The organism is Shewanella litorisediminis, assembly GCF_016834455.1.
GTDB lineage: Bacteria > Pseudomonadota > Gammaproteobacteria > Enterobacterales > Shewanellaceae > Shewanella > Shewanella litorisediminis.
Genome location: NZ_CP069213.1, coordinates 3,936,006 through 3,953,280, shown reverse-complemented (window position 1 = coordinate 3,953,280; position 17,275 = coordinate 3,936,006). Strand labels below are relative to the sequence as shown.

Here is a 17,275-nt window from a genome sequence, read left to right as displayed (position 1 = left end):
TGTAATCACCCGGCTTTAAAGCGGGCTGCATCTATGATGGACCAAAGATGGGCGATGGCACCAATGATGGCGGGCACTATCAACCACCAGAGCGCATAGCCGCCGACGGTGATAACAAAGAACAGCAGGGCGGCCATGATACGGCCCTGAAGCAGTTGGCCCAGGCCGGGAAAAAAGAGGTTAACCCCTGCGGCGAGGACGTTGCCCGCCGATCCTTGTTGTGACATTGAATCACTCCTTTAACACTTGTAAAGCAGGTATTGTACGTTTTATTGTACGAACATAAACCGTACCTGTGATGAGCGGCAAGAGAAAACCAGTGAAAAATAAGATAGATGTGAGCCTGATACAGAGCTTTTTTCTGGGCGTTTGGCGATTTGTGCTCCATCTTGTCTCTCGCCTGAAAGAAGACCAAATTAATGTGCGCGCGGGTCACCTCACCTATGTGACCCTCTTGTCGCTGGTGCCCATGGTGGCCGTCACCATGTCGGTGTTGTCGGCGTTTCCTGTGTTTCAGGGCATTCGCGGCACCATCGAAACCTTTGTCTACGAAAACATGATCCCCGCCGCCGGCGATACGGTACAAGCCTATATCAATGAATTTGTGAAAAATGCGTCGAAGGGCACGGCGGTGGGGATTGGCTTCTTGGTGGTAGTGGCCATCATGCTGATTTCGGCCATCGATAAGTCACTCAATGCCATTTGGCGCACCAAAGAAAAGCGCCGTTTTATGGTGGCCTTTTCCATGTATTGGATGGTGTTGACCCTGGGCCCGGTATTGATGGGCGCCAGTATTGCCGTGACGTCTTATCTGGTGTCCCTTAAAGTGCTCAGCGAGGCCGATGTGTATGGGGTGGTGCCCATGCTGATAGAGAAGCTGCCGCTGATGTTTTCCGTTGCCGCGTTTTTGCTGCTGTATATGGCGGTGCCCAATCAAAAGGTGAAATTTCTCCATGCGCTGCTCGGTGCCCTGGTGGCTGCCTTGTTGTTTGAGGCGGGCAAACGTGGTTTTGCGCTCTATGTCACCAGCTTTCCGAGTTATGAGGCGATTTACGGCACTCTGGCGACTATTCCTATCCTGTTTGTCTGGGTGTATCTCTCCTGGACCATAGTGCTCTTTGGTGGGGTGATTGCCGCCGCCTTGCCGGAATACCTGGACTATGACGACGATGGCGACGATGACGTCGGCGAAGACACCCATGGCAGCCATGACGCCCCTTCAGGTGAAGCCTTGTCATCGCCAAAGGAAAATCCCCCTTCTCCATCTGCCACCAAACCCACACCCCACAATGACCACGGCTGAACAGACCCCGTCGCCGCTCATTGGCAGCAGGTGGATTGCCGTTGGTGATGGCCATAGCCTGCATTTGGCTGAGTATGGCAATCCCGATGGTATTCCACTTTTGTATCTCCATGGTGGCCCGGGTGCCGGTTGCAGCAGTGACGATGCCTTGCTGTTTGATGGTCGCCACTGGCGTATTTTGCTGCTGGATCAGCGCGGAGCGGGTTTATCCCGTCCCCGAGGGGGGCTGGAGCACAACAGCCTCACACAGCTGCTGGCCGATATGGAAGTGGTGCGGGAAACCCTGGGTATCGAGCACTGGTGCCTTGCCGGCGGCTCCTTTGGCGCCACCCTCGGACTTATCTACAGCGGCCGCCACCCCGAACGTGTCATTGCCCAGAGTTATTGGGGGCTGTTTATCCCTTCAAGTGAGGGGATGGCCTGGTTGTATGGCCCGGCAGGCGCCGCCCGGCTTTTTCCTGCTGAGTACGACAGCTTCAGTGCCGGGATCCCGGTAAAGGGTTGGCTGTCACTGCTGTTTGAGTACTTCAGTAAGGGCTTTATGCATGCCAACCAAGGGGTTTCCGAGCGTGCATTTCGGCGCTGGCTGGATTGGGAGCTGGCGCTGGCCTATCCGGGCAATCACTTGCTTGGCCCCATAGACTGGCGCTCCCGGGTGCTGGCGCTCATCGAATTACACTATGCCAGAAGTGGCTATTTCGACGCTGAGTCCGCCTTGGTGGCGGCCTTTCCCTGCATCAGCGCCCATACCCGCATCCTTCAAGGGGAATGTGATTGGGTATGCCCCGCTGAGCTAGCCCAGCACTATGGGCCGCTAACCGCCCGCCTTAAAGAGGATTTTGAGTTGGTCACTGTGGTCGGTGGCTATCACTCCCTTGCCGATGGTCGTATGCATAAGGCCGTTTGCGCTGCCGGAAACTGGATGCTGTCGGTGTGGCACAGACAACTCTGATGCCCGTGGATGGGATTGTGCACCCGGCTATGGCACAATCGCCGGGTTTTCCATCAGGCAAGGAATAATCTGTGATTGCATTGATACAAAGGGTCAGTCGCGCCAGTGTCACCGTGGATGGCGAAATTACCGGTGCCATCGGGCACGGACTGCTGGTGCTGCTGGGGGTTGAGCAGCAGGATGACCGCAGCAAGCTGGAGAAACTGGCTCACAAGGTCATGAACTACCGCGTCTTTTCCGATGAAAATGGCAAGATGAACCTCAATGTTTCTCAGGTCGGCGGTAGCCTTCTGGTGGTCTCTCAGTTCACCCTGGCGGCCGACACAGGTCGCGGGCTGCGTCCCAGTTTCTCGGGCGCGGGCACCCCTGAGCAGGCCGAACGCCTGTACGAAGAGTTTGTTGCCCATTGCCGGGCGCAGGGCGTACCCACACAAACCGGCCGTTTTGCTGCGGATATGAAGGTAGAGCTGCTGAACGATGGGCCAGTGACCTTTCATTTGCAGGTGTAGCATGACACCAGAACAACGCTTGTTGCAGGAGCTGGCAGACACCTGGCACAGCACCATTCCCCTGAGTGCCTTTATGCAAATCTGTCCGCGCAGATACGATGGCATTCAATTTGAAGTCAGTGCGCCACTTGAGCCCAACATCAATCTGCACCACACCATGTTCGCTGGCAGCATCTATACCCTGATGACCCTGACGGGCTGGGGAATGCTGTGGCTTAAGCAGCGCGAAGCGGGTGTGGAGGGCAGCATAGTGCTGGCCGATGCGTCAGTGCGCTATCTGGCGCCTGTTACGGGGGCGCCTCTCGCCAAGGTCAGCTGGTCGGGTGACGACATGACGCCCCTCACCAGGGGTCGCAGAATCAAGGTGACCCTGTTGGTCGAGCTTTGGTGTGAAGGGGAGCTATGTGCCAGCTTCGAGGGACGTTACGTCAGTCTGCCACACTAAGTCTTCCACGCTGGGCCGGTAAAATAATTTACAACTTCTGATGGACCTTGTTGATGTTACTCCCGGGATTCCCTAGAATCGTCCGGTTAAAAAAATGTTAAATATTTGGTTGCTCGTACGGTATGGAGTGGCCGAAACAGCATCTTAAGGACATCAGTATGCGTTTTCTTTGTCTGGCACTGGCTGTTGCGCTTTGTGCCAACCTCTCCGGGTGTGCCAACACCCGGCTCAGTGCCAATAAATTGCCCAAAGGGGTGGCGGTCAACAAGTCTATCGCCCTGCCGGTGGATGTCTCTGTTGCGTATTACCTGCCGAAGACTCAAACGGACAGCCGTTTCTATCTTGAGAAGTGGAATATCTGGGTAGAGCCGGGCTCAGCCTTGTCAGATGGTGTTCGCGATGCCTTCAGTGCTTATTTCAGCCACGCGGTCATGCTGGACCGCAGCAGCGAGGAGGCTGTAGGTCTGGTGATAGACCTGGATCCCGAGTGGGAGTTTGTCTCCGGCAAGGCCGTGATGACCCTGAGCTACAAGGTATTTAACGGTGGTGATAAACCACTGAAAGAAGGTAAAAAAACCTTTAAAGCCGACATTGGCTATGTGGGCGATAACTCGGGCATGTACAACGCGGCTATGCGGGCCACCCAATTGGTGATCGTGGACGTGCTCAACAGTCTTAAGCCCTCAGCTGCCGAGTATCCGGCGCAGCTGGCCATGAAAGCGACCAATCCGCTGCAACTGGCCAATATGGAAAAGCCAGTGAGCAGTGGTACCGGATTTTATATCAATGAAACCGGACAGCTGCTGACGGCCGCCCATGTGCTGCGGGAATGCCTGGTCACCAAGGTGCAGACGTCAACTCAGTCTTACGATGCCAATGTCGATGCCAGCTCCACCCTGTTGGATTTGGCCGTGGTGAGCACGGGTGCGCCGGCTGAGCGCTTCTTGCCTTTGCGTAAGGGCAGTGAAATTTTCCTCGGTGAAGCCGTCACCAACGTGGGTTATCCCTTGCAGGGCCTGCTCGCGGCGTCCCCAAACCTGACCCGGGGTAATGTCAGCTCCCTGAATGCCCTTAAAGGTTCGGTTGGCCAGTTTCAGTTTTCGGCGCCCATTCAACCGGGTTCCAGCGGCGGTCCTGTGGTTTCCGATGGGGGTGAACTGCTGGGGGTCACAGTGGCCACACTCAACGCGGCCAAGCTTATTGAATCCGGCGCCTTGCCACAGAATGTGAATTTTGCCCTCGATGCCAGGTATGTGGCCAAATTCCTCGATAAGCATCAGGTGGCTTTTCATCAGGTAGAGCCCAATTTGAAAGGGGATATTCGTATCAGCAACGATGCCGCCCTGTCGTCTGTGGTTCAGTTGGCCTGTTATCAGTAAGGAGTCAGTGACATGAAAGGAATGATATTTGGTGCCCTGGCACTGACCGGGCTGATGACCTCTGTGGCTGCACAGGAGCAGGCAATGGTGTTGCCCCCTGTGCTCTTTGTCAGCACCTTTGACAGCACTGAGCTGTTTGACAAGCTCAAATCCAGTCAGCAGCTTGGCAACATAGACAAAGAAAACCTGGGCACTCCGCTGCGCCTGGTGGTGAGCTATAAGCTGCAGCCCACAGCAGGTGGCACGGCCGCTGGCCTGACATCGGCCATCCTGGCCGGCAGCTCGCTGGGGATATTGCCCGTGGTGACCAATAACGATCTGGTACTGACCTATGATTTCCGTGTGCACGGCAAATCGGTCAGTCGCATCGAATACCGCGAGAACTTTACCCAGGCACAAAACATGTATTCCAATCAGTTAGGTGGTCTGGACAAGGATTCCATGGCTTGGGTTTTGTCCACCACGGATAAGTTTGTGGCGGATCTGGTGCAAAACCAGGAAGTGAAAACCCTGGTGGAAGAATACAGCTTCTACTTTGGCAGCTGATGAGTACACGCCAACGAAAAGCCAGTCATTGACTGGCTTTTCTATTTTTTAGAAAGGAATATCTGATTTAATCTGCTTTTTTTCAATTTTGTGGGCTAATACACTTTGACCATCGAGTTACCCCAGTGGGGATATTCACAGTTTCTTGGAGGTCTTATGTCAAAGGTATTGGTGCTCAAGTCCAGCATTCTTGGTGATTTTTCCCAGTCTGGCCGCTTGATTGATGAATGGGTTGCCGCGCGCCGTGAAAGTGGCGATACAGTGACTGTACGCGATTTGGCTGCCGAGCCGCTGCCGGTTCTGGATGGTGAAATTGCCATGGGTTTGCGTGGAGGCGAAAGCCTGAGTGCACGTCAGCAAGACGCGCTGGACCTGTCCAATACGCTGATTGATGAGCTCAAAGCGCACGATCAGCTGGTGGTCGCAGCCCCCATGTACAACTTCAGTATTCCCACCCAGTTGAAAAACTGGATCGATCTGGTTGCCCGCGCCGGCGTGACTTTTACCTACACAGCCGAAGGTCCCCAGGGGCTTATTCAGGGTAAGCAGGCCATGCTGATCACGACCCGTGGTGGCGTACACAAGGGGTCCGGCAGCGACCACGTGGTGCCTTATCTGAAAACCGTTCTTGGATTTATCGGTATCACAGAAGTGGATACCGTTTACGCCGAAGCTCTGAATATGGGGCCGGAAGCGGCAGAGCGTGGCATCAAGGATGCCCGCGACCAGCTGGCGCTGGTGGGTTAATCCCGACTTTCCTTCTCATCATCCTGTTTTGGCCCCTCCTGTTCGAGGGGCATTTTTTTATCGCTGTCGGCCAGCATTGGGCGGCACATGGGGCAACCTTGCCCGGCCTCACTGTACTCCACGTAGCGTACCTTTCTTGAGGCATTACGACCCGTGCTGAAGGCAAACCCGGGGGATGAGGCTTTGGGAGTCTGTGTTGCCATGGCTTAAGCGCCCGCCAGTAAATCCTTGATGGCGCCGCCATTGATGACTGCGCTGAATCCTTTGGCTCTGAGAATATCGCATCCTTTTTGGGCGCGGATACCTGCACCGCAATAGAGCACCAGAGGCGCCGCCTTGTCGACCTGAGCCGATTGCCACTGTTCCAGCGTATCCAGCGGAATGTTCAGAGCCTGTGGCAAATGACCCTGGGCAAACTCTGCCGGGCTTCTGACATCCACCAGGGTGGCGCCATGTTTCACCAGTTGCCAGCATTCGGCAGGTTGTGCGCTGCCGGATAATCTGGCGAGCATTGAGTGCAGCATGTTAACCTCTTTAAATTAGAAAAATTTCATAAAGAGTAATCTTATGGACAGCAAAGTGCAATTATCGTGACAGAGTGCGCTTTTTGGATATCGATAAGGCCCAGCTAACAGCCCATGTCCTATAGTTATGCTGTGAACTCGTACTCTACAGGGATGGGCGCATGTTTAATTCTGCTGTGGCTATTCATGCCATTTGGTGGCAGCAGGGAAGTAACGCCAGTGATCGCCTCGCCAGGATCCACGACCGCCTGCTGGAGACCTACCCGGAAGTAGACCGCATTGCCTGTGCGCTTTACGATCCCAACACCGACTTTTTGAAAACCTTCATCAACAGCACCCGCAGAGGCGAAGCCATTCATGGCTATCAATATCGCCTGAAAGACAGCCGGTCTCTGAGTGAATTGGCCAGCGCTGCAGAGTGTCGGGTGATCCACGATATCCATGCCACAGTCACGCCCGACAACCCTCATTCCGTGTGGCTTTTGCAGCAGGGATACCAGTCGTCTTTTACGATACCTTTGTACGACAGCGGCCGCTTTATCGGCTTTTTGTTTTTTGATTCGTCGCGGCCCGGTGCGTTTGATACCAGCAAGCAGCGGGATATGTTGCTGTATGCCAACCTGGTGAATATGACCTTAAGCAGTGAGCTGACCGCGGTGCGTATCATTCAGGCCTCGGTCCTGGTGGCACGTGACTTTGCCGATCTACGCGACTTTGAAACCGGTTCACATCTGGACCGAATGGCGGCTTATTCCCGACTGATTGCCAGATTCATTGCGGATGAGGAGGGGCTCAGCGATGAACAAATTGAGCACATAGCCCTGTTTGCACCGCTCCATGATGTGGGCAAGATAGGGATCCCGGATCGTGTGCTGCTCAAAGCCGGTGTGCTGAATGGTGATGAGCGAGCGTTGATGCAAACCCATGTGGAAAAAGGGGAAATGATAGTCCACAAGATTTTGGGTGACTTCGGTTTGGGCGACTTGCCCGACTCACAGATCATGCTGAACATAGTGGCCTGCCACCACGAGTACCTTGATGGCAGCGGTTACCCCCGCGGGCTCAAGGGTAAGGCGATTCCCATCGAAGCGAGAATCGTCACAGTGGCCGATATTTTTGATGCCCTGAGTTGCCAACGCCCCTATAAAGAAGCCTGGCCGCTGGAGGCGTGCTTCACCGAGCTCGATCGAATGGTGGCGGCGGGTAAGCTGGAGGAGCGCTGCGTGGCGGCGCTGAAAGCGTCTCAGCTCGAAATTGAAGATATCATGGCGCGCCTGCACGACGCGCCCCAGCTCCGGTACCCTAATCTGGCACCGGCTCAGTAATATTGGGCCAGTGCCTTTTTGGTGTGCTTGGCGACCTTTTTAAAGGGGCTCTGGGTCAGCTTGTTCAGCAAGGGTTTGTATTTTTCGTCACCGCTGCTTGCCAGCACCTTGGCATACCAGGCATAGACATCCTGTGATTCATTGTCCTGGGTCAGCAAACGTGGGTTTTCCAGCTCAGCGGCAATAATATCCATCAGAAATGGCTCTGTGTTGCGTTGATTGGCCATGTAACGCACCGATCTGACCATCAGTCCCAAATCCTCGCTCTTGAGTCCATTCGCCAACATATTGGTGCGCTGGCTCTGCCCTTCGGTGAAGCTGGCTGTGTTGGTGATCACCGGATTCCAGAGTTGGAATAACTGCAATTCCGCGATCGACTTTTTGGCGTAGCCACGCACCTTACGGTGATGGTCGCCTTGCTCGATGTTTTTAAGTGTTGTCAGGTATTTGGGGTTGCCTGAATAACCAAGGGCTTTCATCAGCCAGGCACTTTCGTCCACACCATCCCTGTCAGTGGCGTAGGGCAGGCTTTCAAGCAGCCGCTGCTCTACCTGGTCAAAAATCTCGGGGTCACTGAGCCCTGTGAGAACCAGAGTCTCGATGGCCCTGTGCTGAGCGACTTCGTTATGCCCTTTGAAAATTTCGATGTATTCCTCCCTGGTGTACTCCCTGGCCGCCATGGCCTGCGGTAACCACGCCATGCTGAGTAATAACATCAGTGCAATTTTCTTCATGTGTTCTCCTGTCGTCCTGTTGGGAGTTGGCAGCCTTATGCCCGCCAGCGCTTAAAGATCAGTGAGGTGTTGATGCCGCCGAAGGCGAAGTTATTGCTCATCACATAGTCCGTTTCGAGCTGGCGCAGTTCGCCGCGGATATAGTCGAGCTCGCCGCAGTCGGGATCGATTTCTTCAAGATTAATGGTTGGGGCAAACCAGCCCTCGTTCATCATCATGATACTGCACCAGGCCTCCAGTGCGCCGCAGGCACCGAGGGTGTGTCCGGTATAGCTTTTGAGAGATGAAATTGGCATACGGCTGCCGAACACGGCGGCGGTGGCACGGGTTTCGGCCACATCCCCCCTGTCAGTGGCAGTGCCGTGGGCGTTCACATAGCCGATGGCATCGGCGTCCAGCGCGGCATCTTTCAGCGCCAAACGGATGGCCCCTTCCATGGTGGGCGAGTTGGGCTGGGTCACATGCAGGCCGTCACTGTTGGTGCCAAAACCAATCAGCTCGGCATAAATGTGGGCGCCGCGGGCCCTGGCGTGCTCCAGCTCTTCCAGCACCAGGGTGCAGGCGCCTTCACCTATCACCAGGCCGTCTCTGTGTTTATCAAACGGCCGCGGCGTCAGCTCGGGCGTGGCGTTTTGGGTGCTGGTGGCAAACAGGGTGTCGAACACCACGGCCTCGCTGGCGCACAGCTCTTCGCCGCCACCGGCCAGCATGGCGGTTTGCATGCCGTACTTAATGGCCTCATAGGCGTAACCTATGCCCTGGCTGCCGGAGGTGCAGGCGCTGGAGGTGGTGTGAATACGGCCCTTGAGACCGAAATACACCCCCACGTTCACCGCTGTGGTATGGGCCATCATACGGATATAGCTGGTGGCGTCGATGCCGGACATGTCGCCGGATTCGAGCATGCGGCCAAAGCCAATCAGGGGATCTGTGCTGCCGGTGGAAGAGCCATAGGCAATGCCCACTTCGCCCGAGGTCAGAAAGTCGCTGCCAAGGAGCCCGGCATCTTCCAGCGCCAGTTCACTGGCGCGGGTCGCCATCAGGGATACCCGTCCCATGGAGCGGATTTTTTTGCGCGAATAGTGGGAGGGCACTTCAAAGTCGGTCACGGGCGCCCCAAGGCGGGTGTTGAGGTTATCGAACCTGTCCCACTCGTCCATGCGTACCACCTTGTTTTGCATCGCTTTAAGGCTTGTTGCAATCGACGGCCAGTCATGGCCGAGGCTGGTAATACCGCCAAAGCCTGTGACCACAACCCGGCGGCTCACAGCATGCCTCCGTTTACCGAAATCACCTGACGGGTGATGTAGGCTGCATCATCGGACATCAAAAAGCCTGCCAGTGCGGCGATTTCTTCCGGCTTGCCCATGCGGCGCATCGGCACCAGCTGGTCGACCATGTCGGCGGGGAACTCGCTCACCATGTCGGTTTCAATCAGGCCGGGGGCGATACAGTTAACGGTGATCTTGCGCTTGGCGAGCTCCAGCGACAGCGCCTTGGTGGCGCCGATAAGTCCGGCCTTGGAGGCGCTGTAGTTCACCTGTCCACGGTTGCCGGCAATGCCCGATACCGATGCCAAAGTGATGATGCGCCCGCCTTTACGGCTTTGGATCATCGGCATCACAGTGGGCTGCACCACGTTGTAAAAGCCGTCGAGGTTGGTGTGAATAACGCTGTCCCACTCGTCATCAGTCATGGCCGGGAAGGCGGTGTCGCGGTTGATGCCGGCATTGAGTATCACGCCGTAGTAGGCGCCATTGGCTTCGATATCGGCCTCGATGGCGGCGCGCACGGCAGCGCGGTCGGCCACATCAAATTTAAGCAGGCTTACTTTCACGCCAAGGGCGGCAATTTCGCTGGATGTTGCTTCGGCGGCGGCCAGGTTTGAGTGGTAATGCACGGCAATATCGTAGCCTTGAGATGCAAGGCGCAGGGCAATGGCCTTGCCAATGCCGCGGCTGGAACCTGTCACCAGGACTCTTTTAGTCATTGTTATGCTCCTGTGCTAGATACTGGTAGATGAGCCTTGGCTCTCACGAATATAGGCGTCTGTGTCCTGAGGTTGGAACACATTGACATTGGCCTCGGCGACTTGGGTGTCGCCGTGGAAAATGCGGCAGTCAAATACCGCAAGGCCAGTGTCTTCCTGATAAAGGCGTTTTACGTGGGTGGTGTAGGTTTCGCCCAGCGCAAAGAAGGCGTGCGGCATGGAGAGCTTGCGCGACCCCAGCAAAAAACCCACCTGAATGGGCTCGCCCCGCAGGGTGGCTTCGACCCCGGCGAGCGCCGCAATACTTTGCGCCATGTACTCTATGCCCACATAGTTGGGCACGCCGCCAAGAGCCTCATCAAAATAGGGGCTGGTTTCGCTGATATGGGTGGCGGTGAGCAGGCTGTCATGGCCGTGCTTCAGCACTCTATCAATCAGCACCATGGGGCGGCGATGGGGCAAAAAGGTTTCCACGTCTATGCCAGAAAGCGGCGCGCCATCCCAAAGCTTATGAGTCATGCTGACCTCCCCGGCTGAAAATCAAACTGGCATTGCTGCCGCCAAAGGCAAAGGAGTTGCTCATCACATGGCGGATGGGGCGTTGGTCAGCCAGGGCTTTTTTGGAAGGCATGGGCACCAGCGGCAGCTGTGGGTCGTTGGCATCGGCTATGCCGTCCCATACCTGAGGCGGCAGGCCGCGATTGCCCTCGCTCAGCAGCAGCACGCAAAAGGCCGCTTCAATGGCACCGGCGGCGCCGAGGGCATGGCCGGTGAGCGGCTTGGTGGAGCTGCAGGGGGGCAAATTGCCTTCAAAAACGGCACAGACGGCGCGGCTCTCCATGGCATCGTTTTTCGGTGTGGCGGTGCCGTGCAGGTTAACGTAATCGATGTCGGATGGCTTAAGGCCGGCGTCTTTGAGCGCCGAGCGCATGGCATCGATGGCGCCGCGCCCTTCGGGATGGGGCGCCGAGATATGGTGGGCATCGCCGGACTCACCGCAGCCGCTTAGCAGCACAGGGCCGTCACCGCGAACCAGGGTAAAGAGCGCCGCGCCTTCACCGATGTTGATGCCGTCGCGATTGGCGCTGAAAGGGTTGCAGTGGCCTTTGGACACTGACTCCAGTGCATCGAAGCCGTTGACTGTGAGGTGACAGAGGCTGTCGACGCCGCCCACTATCACCATGTCGCACAGGTTGGCATTGAGTAATCGCTTGGCGCTGGCAAACACCTTGGCGCTGGACGAACAGGCGGTGGACAGGGTGTAGCAGGGGCCATCGAGTTCAAAGTGCTGACGCAAAAAGTCGCTGGTGCTGCCAAGCTCCTGCTGGAAGTAATGATAATCGGCGGGGAATGCGCCGTGCAGGGCGCGGTAAGCCAGCGCCTCTTCGCCCTTGGAAATCCCCGAGGTGGAGGTGCCCAGCACCACGCCAATTCTGTCGGCGCCAAATGTCCGCTTGGCGTGCTCGACGGTTTGGGCAATCTGCATGGCAGCAGACAGCAGCAATTGGTTATTACGGCAGTTGAACTGCGCCAGGGTGTCGGGCAGCTGTGGCAAGGCTTGCGTCACTTCCCCCACCAGAGTGGGGCCGGTAGCCAGCAGATCGGCTCGCGGCGCCATGCCACGGGTGTCTCCCCCGAGAAGACGAGGCAGGATCTCGGCGGCACTCATCCCAAGGGGAGTGCATAAACCTGTGTCTGTGATGGCTATCTGGGTCACTCTGTATCTTCCTAAACTTGACTGCTGAAAATGCGCCGGCCCGGGTTAAACCAAGGGGGTGATTTTCAGCTTCATCCCGGCTGAAGGCATGTCCAGCATTACCGTGGCCCGCCAGGGTTCCTGATGACTGTAACTTATGTAAATGAGGTCGCCATCCTCTGGTGAGTTCAACACCCGGCATCGACTTTGCTGACAGGCTTGCTCGCTCACCTTCCCTCCCGACAGGGCGGCATTGAGATCATTTTCGGGCCAATAGATGAGCTGCAACAAAGCAATGAGGTATTCGGCGTGGAAATTATCCCCAAGCAGCACACTTTGTTCGCTGCTGAGGGTGTTGCCATCGAAGCGAACATCAAACAGGGGTTGGCCCATCGGCGCCAAACCCACCACAGAAAGGATATGGCCATCGAGTTCGAGCTGGCTTAAGAGTTCGTGGCGTTTGCCATTAATATCAATGCTGACTTTCTGGGTCTGGCTTTGGTTCTTCGGTGTTGGCGTTTCTGAGGGTGCCTTGGGAGCCCTTTGTGGCTTTGGGGCGCCAGGGTTCTCCCGTAGCTCCTTTGCCTGCACAGGCAGCGGCGCCAGACAGTAGTTGACGTTGGTAGACAGGCCGAGACAGGTTTGGCGCAGCAACAGCTGGGTGCAGCCGGTGGTGGCCAAAAGCACGAAAAATGTCAGCAGCAGTCGTAATCTCATTAAGCCTTCCCTTGAGCCTCGGCCTTGGCCTCGCGGCACAATTCTACCACCATATTCAGGCGTCTTTGCGATTCTTTCACGAAGGGGTTTTCCGTATCCCATGCGTAGCCGGCAAGGATGGAGCAGATCATTTGCTTGATGGTCGGGTTGGGCCTGTCAAAGAAGATCACCTCCTGGAAGGTGCCTTCGTACCAGGCCTGAACATAGGTGCGGAAACAATTCACGCCTGTCATCAAGGGCTCTGCGTAATCGCGTTGCCAATTCACGGTTTCGCCATCCAATTGTTTGAGCAGGTTGCGGGCGGCAAGGGAGGCTGACTGCATGGCAATGGTCACGCCTGAGGAGAACACGGGGTCGAGGAACTCACCGGCGTTACCCAAGAGAGCAAACTTGTCGCTGGCAAGCTGGCTTACGTTGGCCGAATAGCCCTTAAGCTCGGCGCATTCCTGTACTACCACGGCATCCTTAAGCAGCTCTTTAAGGCCCGGCTCTTCACGTACCACCTGCATCAGTTTGTCTTCCTGTGAGCCGTCGAGGCGTGCAAGCAGATGGGGCTCAGCCACCACGCCCAGGGAGCAGCGGCCATTGCTGAAGGGAATGAGCCAGTACCAGATGTCCTGATGCTCGGGGTGGACGCTGATTAATATCTTATTTCGGTCGAATTCAGGGTCGCTGATGTTGTCTTCGACGTGGGTGAAAATCGCCATTCGGGAAGGCAGGTTGGAGGGGCGCTCCAGCTCCAGAAGCCGTGGCAGTACCCGCCCAAAACCGCTGGCATCCAACATAAACCCGGCTTCGACCCGATAGCTGTAACCTGCCTCAGTGCTCACACTCAGGCTTGGTTTTCCGCTGATGTCGATACTTTCAACCGTGTGACCGTAGCGAATTTCCACGCCCTGCGCCTCGGCTGTGTCTGCCAGCAGCTTGTCGAAGTTGCCGCGCTGCACCTGGAAGGTGGTGCCATGGCCCGGGGTGAACTTATCGGTAAAATCGAAGGTGGTGTACACACCGTTTCGGCGAAATGCGGCGCCATTCTTAAATTGGAAACCGGCGGCATTCACTGCCTCCAACATGCCAGCCTCTTCGATAAAATTCATGCAGCAGGGCAGCAGACTCTCGCCAATGGAAAAGCGCGGGAAGTGTTGCCGCTCAAGCACCAGCACCCGTTTACCGGCCTTGTGCAGCAGGCTGGCGGCAATAGCGCCGGAGGGACCGGCCCCGATAATCACAACATCCACAGCCATATCGAGTGGCTTGCTATTTCCAGAATGCATCTAGTTCAGTTTCCTTTTGAAAGTGTGAATAAGGGGGGAGAGCAGCAGGGTAAAGCCAATCCCGAGGGCCAGTGTCAGGCCAAAATAGTGTATTGCCGGAGTGTTGCTGAGCGCCAGCAGACCAAAGGCGAGGGTGGTGGACGTGGCTGACAGCAGCACTGCCAGCATGACTCTGTGGCCATCCTCCCGGCTCTCATCTCTTGCAAAAAACAGGCTGTAATCCACGCCGATGCCGAATACCAGCAGCAGCGCCAGCGCATGAAACAGGGTCAGTGGTGAGCCCAAAAGCCCCAGCAGCGACAGGCTGAGCAGCGCCGCCAGCGCCGGTACCGCCACCATAGCGGCGGCGAGTTTCCGGGAGTGGCGCAGGGCAAACACCCCAAAGGCGATAAAAAGCGCCAGCGCCAGCAGCCACAGGGTGGTTTGGCGATAATTTCCCATCAGTGCGGAGATATCGCCCACCTTGTCCACCAGAGTCACCCCCGGCAGTGCCGATACAGCCTCGTTAACTGCTGGTAAATCCTGAATGCCGCCGAGCAGTACAATGGCGCCCCATTCCTGGGCCCCTGACTCTGGAGCTTTGGCATCCTTGGCCTTGGGCTCAAGCAGCAGCGGTTTGAGGCTGGCTCCCAGCGCTGTGGTAAAAAAGGCTTCCGCTGCTAATGGGGATTGTACTCCGGCCTGATATTTGGCGCTGAGATCTGCCTCGAGCTCAGCGTCCAGCCCTAGCCGGGCGACTATGTAGCCAAGCTTTGGGCCATAGATTTGCCGTTGCAGGCGATAGTCCTCCAGCTGCCGCGCCCCGGATGGCAGGTAATCGGCAAGGTTCACATGGCTTTGCAGCAGTTGGTCTTTTTCAGCCTGAGTGAGCACAGGCGCAAGGGCTTCGAGCCTCATGAGCAGCGCCTCCATCGAGTCGGCCCGCACCAGCAAAAACTGATTATCCACCCCGCCCGAGAGCAAGTTTCTCACCCTGGCCTCTTCTGCCATCAGGGCATCCGAACCCTGCTGCAGGCTGCGGATATCGTCGTGGCTGGAAAGTTTGCCAAGCCCGGCAGCGCCAACCACAAAGATTATCAGGTTGCCCAATACCACAGCCTTGGGGCCAATGGCCTCGAATGGGGCAAGAAAGCTGGACGCCAGATTGATGACCGCGCTTGAGCCCTGAATACGGCTGCCAGCCAGCGCCGGATAGGCAAGATACAGCGTAAGGTAGGCACCGATAAGGCCGCCGCCGCAAAAGGCCGCCACCTGCTGCATGCCCGGGAAGGGGGTAAAACCCAGCGCCAGATAGGCAAGCACGCTGGTGGCCAGCGCAAGGGTGAGTGCCGGCAGGATTCGACTGAGGGTCTTGCCCGCACTTTCATTGCGGTCCATACGCTCGGCATAAAAATGGAAACTGTAGTCGATGGCAATGCCAATCAGCGAGGTGCCAAACACCAGGGTGAGCAGGTGTAACTTGCCGAAAATGAGGATGGTGAACAGGCTGGCGCTCACCATGGCACTGGCGAGGGTAAGGCTTGCCATCAGCAGCGGCATCAGTGAGCGGAAACTCAAAAGCACCAGCAGCACCACGCCTGCGAGCGACAATGAGCCAATCAAGGACACTTCGGCCTTTGCGCTCTGGGTGGCCTCAAGGGCATGAAACAGGGCACCGGCTTTGAGCAGGCTCAGTTGGTTACCCTGGTTTACCTTATCAAAAGCGCTATTGATGGCATTGAGCTGCGCTTCCTGGGCGGCAGGGCTGAACACGCTGTCTTTGCCCTTGGCCATGATGATGGCGGCGGTTTGGCCGCCTGAGTTACCAAGCAATATGCCCTCTTCCTCTCCGAGGCGGTGGCCCTTGCCGAAGCCTTGCATCAGCGCCGGAAACAGCAACAAAGGGTCTTCGCTGATAAGCTCGCTGCTGGCAAAACCAAAGGCGCTGTAGAGGGCGATTTCGGCCTGCTTGATGAGCACATCGACCTTGCCCTTTTCCAGCAGCGTGCGCTGTGATTCGGTCAGCAGATGAAAACGAGCCGGAAAGTAGAGCCGGTAAATGTCCTTGGGGTCGAGTTCGCTGCCGCTGCGTACTGCCGAGAAGGCGGGAGAGTTGGCAAGCTCGGCCATCATGCCCCTGGCGGCTTTGATAGTCGCGGCTTTGTCTTCGCCTGTCAGCACCAGATAGCTTTCGTTGGCGAGCCGGGTCTCGAGACTGTCCAGCGCGCGGCTGGTGAGAGCATCCTGCTGCAAATGGGGCAGCATGGCGAGGATGTCGGTTTCGACCACATCCCTCTCTTTGAGGGTTTTGACGCCGAAAATGACGGCTGCGGCGAGCAGCAATAGCCAAAGGACGAGCCTGAGCCCTGCGCGGCAGTCAGTCTGTGGCTTATCTGTGATTTTGCTTCCCCCAAGCGCCATCTAACTCAGTGCCCCGACTCAATTTGCGGGTTGAAGGCCTGCCGCTCTTGCTCCGACAGCGGCCCGCTTTGCTGGCTACTGAAGCGGATATCGCTGACATCGCCATTGGGGCTGATTAGTTTCAGTCTGTCGGTGCTGGCCTTGTCGGCGCTGGCGTGGGCGCCTGAGGCTTGCGAGGCTTCGCCCAGCAGGCTGCCCTCGAGCTCAATGGCGGCAAACAGCGCCTTGATGTCACTGTCTTTTGGGCTGAGGCTTAACTGCCAGTGATTGTCCTTCACGCTTAAGGCCAGCGAAAAATGCTGCTCCAGCGTAGCCACGTCGCCGCCCATCATTGCCTTGACCAGCATAGGCATTAAGGTGGCCGGGCCCGCTTTGGCATCGACCTTGGTCTCTTGCCACAGGCCTTCGCTGTCGCGGCTCAGCATGCGGGTTTCGCTTAAAATCAGTAGGTTTTCAAAGGGCTGGCTTTGCGCCCACATCAGGCCCTGCTCGGGTGAGAACACAAAGCTGCCCCGGCTGACCAGCGGCCGCTTTAACGCCTTGAGGGTGCGGGTCTGTTCAAACTCACCGCGCACCGCCCCCTGTGGCTTAAGGGCAGTACTGAGCGCCGAGAGATTGACGTCGGCGTTTTGGGCAGTGTCTTCAGCCTGCGCTGGCAGCCAGACCAGCATGGACAGCAGTACTGCAAAGCAAAACTTAACAATCAGCCCCATAGTTACCTCTTTATGCGCTCA

Annotated in this window: 20 protein-coding genes; 8 read left to right on the top strand and 12 right to left on the bottom strand. The window is 56.7% G+C overall.

The window, feature by feature from the left end; all coding sequences use genetic code 11:
• Positions 1–5: 5 nt before the first annotated feature.
• Positions 6–227 (bottom strand): hypothetical protein, encoded by a 222-nt coding sequence (locus JQC75_RS17510; protein ID WP_203325290.1) that lies wholly within the window; start codon positions 225–227, stop codon positions 6–8.
• A gap of 92 nt (positions 228–319) precedes the next feature.
• On the opposite strand from JQC75_RS17510, the gene JQC75_RS17505 reads away from it, so the two are divergent.
• The 7 genes from JQC75_RS17505 to JQC75_RS17475 all read left to right on the top strand — a co-directional run bounded on the left by JQC75_RS17505 (position 320) and on the right by JQC75_RS17475 (position 5,881).
• Positions 320–1,303 carry a virulence factor BrkB family protein gene (locus JQC75_RS17505; RefSeq protein ID WP_203325289.1) on the top strand — a complete coding sequence of 328 codons (984 nt, stop codon included), beginning with the start codon at positions 320–322 and terminating at the stop codon, positions 1,301–1,303.
• On the top strand, positions 1,290–2,255 hold the full coding sequence (locus JQC75_RS17500; RefSeq protein ID WP_203325288.1) for an alpha/beta fold hydrolase: 966 nt from the start codon (positions 1,290–1,292) through the stop codon (positions 2,253–2,255). Before JQC75_RS17505 ends, JQC75_RS17500 begins: the two co-directional genes overlap by 14 nt.
• Before the next feature lie 71 nt (positions 2,256–2,326).
• A complete protein-coding gene (gene dtd / locus JQC75_RS17495; RefSeq protein ID WP_203325287.1) occupies positions 2,327–2,764 on the top strand; it encodes a D-aminoacyl-tRNA deacylase in 438 nt (145 codons plus the stop codon).
• Position 2,765: 1 nt separating this feature from the next.
• Entirely contained in the window at positions 2,766–3,209 is a 444-nt protein-coding gene (locus JQC75_RS17490) for a thioesterase domain-containing protein (RefSeq protein WP_203325286.1), read from the top strand.
• Positions 3,210–3,367: 158 nt separating this feature from the next.
• Entirely contained in the window at positions 3,368–4,588 is a 1,221-nt protein-coding gene (locus tag JQC75_RS17485) for a S1 family peptidase (RefSeq protein ID WP_203325285.1), read from the top strand.
• A gap of 12 nt (positions 4,589–4,600) precedes the next feature.
• Positions 4,601–5,134, top strand: coding sequence for a hypothetical protein (locus tag JQC75_RS17480; protein ID WP_203325284.1), 534 nt, complete (start codon positions 4,601–4,603; stop codon positions 5,132–5,134).
• 156 nt (positions 5,135–5,290) lie between these two features.
• Positions 5,291–5,881: an FMN-dependent NADH-azoreductase gene (locus JQC75_RS17475; protein WP_203325283.1), complete on the top strand. Its 591-nt coding sequence runs from the start codon at positions 5,291–5,293 to the stop codon at positions 5,879–5,881.
• Here the strand turns inward: JQC75_RS17475 and JQC75_RS17470 are convergent.
• Positions 5,878–6,084, bottom strand: coding sequence for a hypothetical protein (locus JQC75_RS17470; protein WP_203325282.1), 207 nt, complete (start codon positions 6,082–6,084; stop codon positions 5,878–5,880). The two genes, JQC75_RS17475 and JQC75_RS17470, sit on opposite strands and share 4 nt — an antisense overlap.
• A 3-nt stretch (positions 6,085–6,087) precedes the next feature.
• Positions 6,088–6,405 carry a rhodanese-like domain-containing protein gene (locus JQC75_RS17465; RefSeq protein ID WP_203325281.1) on the bottom strand — a complete coding sequence of 106 codons (318 nt, stop codon included), beginning with the start codon at positions 6,403–6,405 and terminating at the stop codon, positions 6,088–6,090.
• Between the two features lie 161 nt (positions 6,406–6,566).
• Between JQC75_RS17465 and JQC75_RS17460 the strand changes: the two genes are divergently transcribed.
• The gene (locus tag JQC75_RS17460; RefSeq protein WP_203325280.1) at positions 6,567–7,730 is read left to right on the top strand and encodes an HD domain-containing phosphohydrolase; all 1,164 of its coding nucleotides are present in this window, start codon (positions 6,567–6,569) and stop codon (positions 7,728–7,730) included.
• On the opposite strand, the gene JQC75_RS17455 is transcribed toward JQC75_RS17460, so the two are convergent.
• The 9 genes from JQC75_RS17455 to JQC75_RS17415 are packed head-to-tail and all read right to left on the bottom strand — an operon-like array spanning position 7,724 to position 17,254.
• A complete protein-coding gene (locus JQC75_RS17455) occupies positions 7,724–8,464 on the bottom strand; it encodes a hypothetical protein (RefSeq protein WP_203325279.1) in 741 nt (246 codons plus the stop codon). The genes JQC75_RS17460 and JQC75_RS17455 overlap by 7 nt on opposite strands.
• Positions 8,465–8,499: 35 nt before the next feature.
• Complete coding sequence (locus JQC75_RS17450; protein WP_203325278.1) at positions 8,500–9,732, bottom strand: beta-ketoacyl-ACP synthase; 1,233 nt, start codon at positions 9,730–9,732, stop codon at positions 8,500–8,502.
• Positions 9,729–10,454, bottom strand: coding sequence for a 3-ketoacyl-ACP reductase FabG2 (locus JQC75_RS17445; RefSeq protein ID WP_203325277.1), 726 nt, complete (start codon positions 10,452–10,454; stop codon positions 9,729–9,731). Before JQC75_RS17445 ends, JQC75_RS17450 begins: the two co-directional genes overlap by 4 nt.
• Positions 10,455–10,469: 15 nt before the next feature.
• The gene (locus JQC75_RS17440) at positions 10,470–10,973 is read right to left on the bottom strand and encodes a hotdog family protein (RefSeq protein WP_203325276.1); all 504 of its coding nucleotides are present in this window, start codon (positions 10,971–10,973) and stop codon (positions 10,470–10,472) included.
• Positions 10,963–12,171, bottom strand: a complete 1,209-nt coding sequence (locus tag JQC75_RS17435) for a beta-ketoacyl-[acyl-carrier-protein] synthase family protein (RefSeq protein WP_203325275.1) — start codon at positions 12,169–12,171, stop codon at positions 10,963–10,965. Before JQC75_RS17435 ends, JQC75_RS17440 begins: the two co-directional genes overlap by 11 nt.
• A 45-nt stretch (positions 12,172–12,216) precedes the next feature.
• On the bottom strand, positions 12,217–12,867 hold the full coding sequence (locus JQC75_RS17430; protein WP_239002040.1) for a DUF3261 domain-containing protein: 651 nt from the start codon (positions 12,865–12,867) through the stop codon (positions 12,217–12,219).
• Positions 12,867–14,141: an NAD(P)/FAD-dependent oxidoreductase gene (locus JQC75_RS17425; RefSeq protein ID WP_203325273.1), complete on the bottom strand. Its 1,275-nt coding sequence runs from the start codon at positions 14,139–14,141 to the stop codon at positions 12,867–12,869. Before JQC75_RS17425 ends, JQC75_RS17430 begins: the two co-directional genes overlap by 1 nt.
• Complete coding sequence (locus JQC75_RS17420) at positions 14,142–16,541, bottom strand: MMPL family transporter (RefSeq protein WP_203325272.1); 2,400 nt, start codon at positions 16,539–16,541, stop codon at positions 14,142–14,144.
• A 5-nt stretch (positions 16,542–16,546) separates the two neighbouring features.
• On the bottom strand, positions 16,547–17,254 hold the full coding sequence (locus JQC75_RS17415) for a LolA family protein (RefSeq protein ID WP_203325271.1): 708 nt from the start codon (positions 17,252–17,254) through the stop codon (positions 16,547–16,549).
• Positions 17,255–17,275: the final 21 nt, after the last annotated feature.

Coding starts and splice junctions, on each gene's coding strand:
- JQC75_RS17460 (WP_203325280.1), top strand. CDS start 6,567: ATGTTTAATTCTGCTGTGGCTATTCATGCCATTTGGTGGCAGCAGGGA.
- JQC75_RS17440 (WP_203325276.1), bottom strand. CDS start 10,973: ATGACTCATAAGCTTTGGGATGGCGCGCCGCTTTCTGGCATAGACGTG.
- JQC75_RS17480 (WP_203325284.1), top strand. CDS start 4,601: ATGAAAGGAATGATATTTGGTGCCCTGGCACTGACCGGGCTGATGACC.
- JQC75_RS17420 (WP_203325272.1), bottom strand. CDS start 16,541: ATGGCGCTTGGGGGAAGCAAAATCACAGATAAGCCACAGACTGACTGC.
- JQC75_RS17475 (WP_203325283.1), top strand. CDS start 5,291: ATGTCAAAGGTATTGGTGCTCAAGTCCAGCATTCTTGGTGATTTTTCC.
- JQC75_RS17430 (WP_239002040.1), bottom strand. CDS start 12,867: ATGAGATTACGACTGCTGCTGACATTTTTCGTGCTTTTGGCCACCACC.
- JQC75_RS17490 (WP_203325286.1), top strand. CDS start 2,766: ATGACACCAGAACAACGCTTGTTGCAGGAGCTGGCAGACACCTGGCAC.
- JQC75_RS17500 (WP_203325288.1), top strand. CDS start 1,290: ATGACCACGGCTGAACAGACCCCGTCGCCGCTCATTGGCAGCAGGTGG.
- JQC75_RS17465 (WP_203325281.1), bottom strand. CDS start 6,405: ATGCTGCACTCAATGCTCGCCAGATTATCCGGCAGCGCACAACCTGCC.
- JQC75_RS17510 (WP_203325290.1), bottom strand. CDS start 227: ATGTCACAACAAGGATCGGCGGGCAACGTCCTCGCCGCAGGGGTTAAC.
- JQC75_RS17445 (WP_203325277.1), bottom strand. CDS start 10,454: ATGACTAAAAGAGTCCTGGTGACAGGTTCCAGCCGCGGCATTGGCAAG.
- JQC75_RS17415 (WP_203325271.1), bottom strand. CDS start 17,254: ATGGGGCTGATTGTTAAGTTTTGCTTTGCAGTACTGCTGTCCATGCTG.
- JQC75_RS17425 (WP_203325273.1), bottom strand. CDS start 14,141: ATGCATTCTGGAAATAGCAAGCCACTCGATATGGCTGTGGATGTTGTG.
- JQC75_RS17485 (WP_203325285.1), top strand. CDS start 3,368: ATGCGTTTTCTTTGTCTGGCACTGGCTGTTGCGCTTTGTGCCAACCTC.
- JQC75_RS17455 (WP_203325279.1), bottom strand. CDS start 8,464: ATGAAGAAAATTGCACTGATGTTATTACTCAGCATGGCGTGGTTACCG.
- JQC75_RS17470 (WP_203325282.1), bottom strand. CDS start 6,084: ATGGCAACACAGACTCCCAAAGCCTCATCCCCCGGGTTTGCCTTCAGC.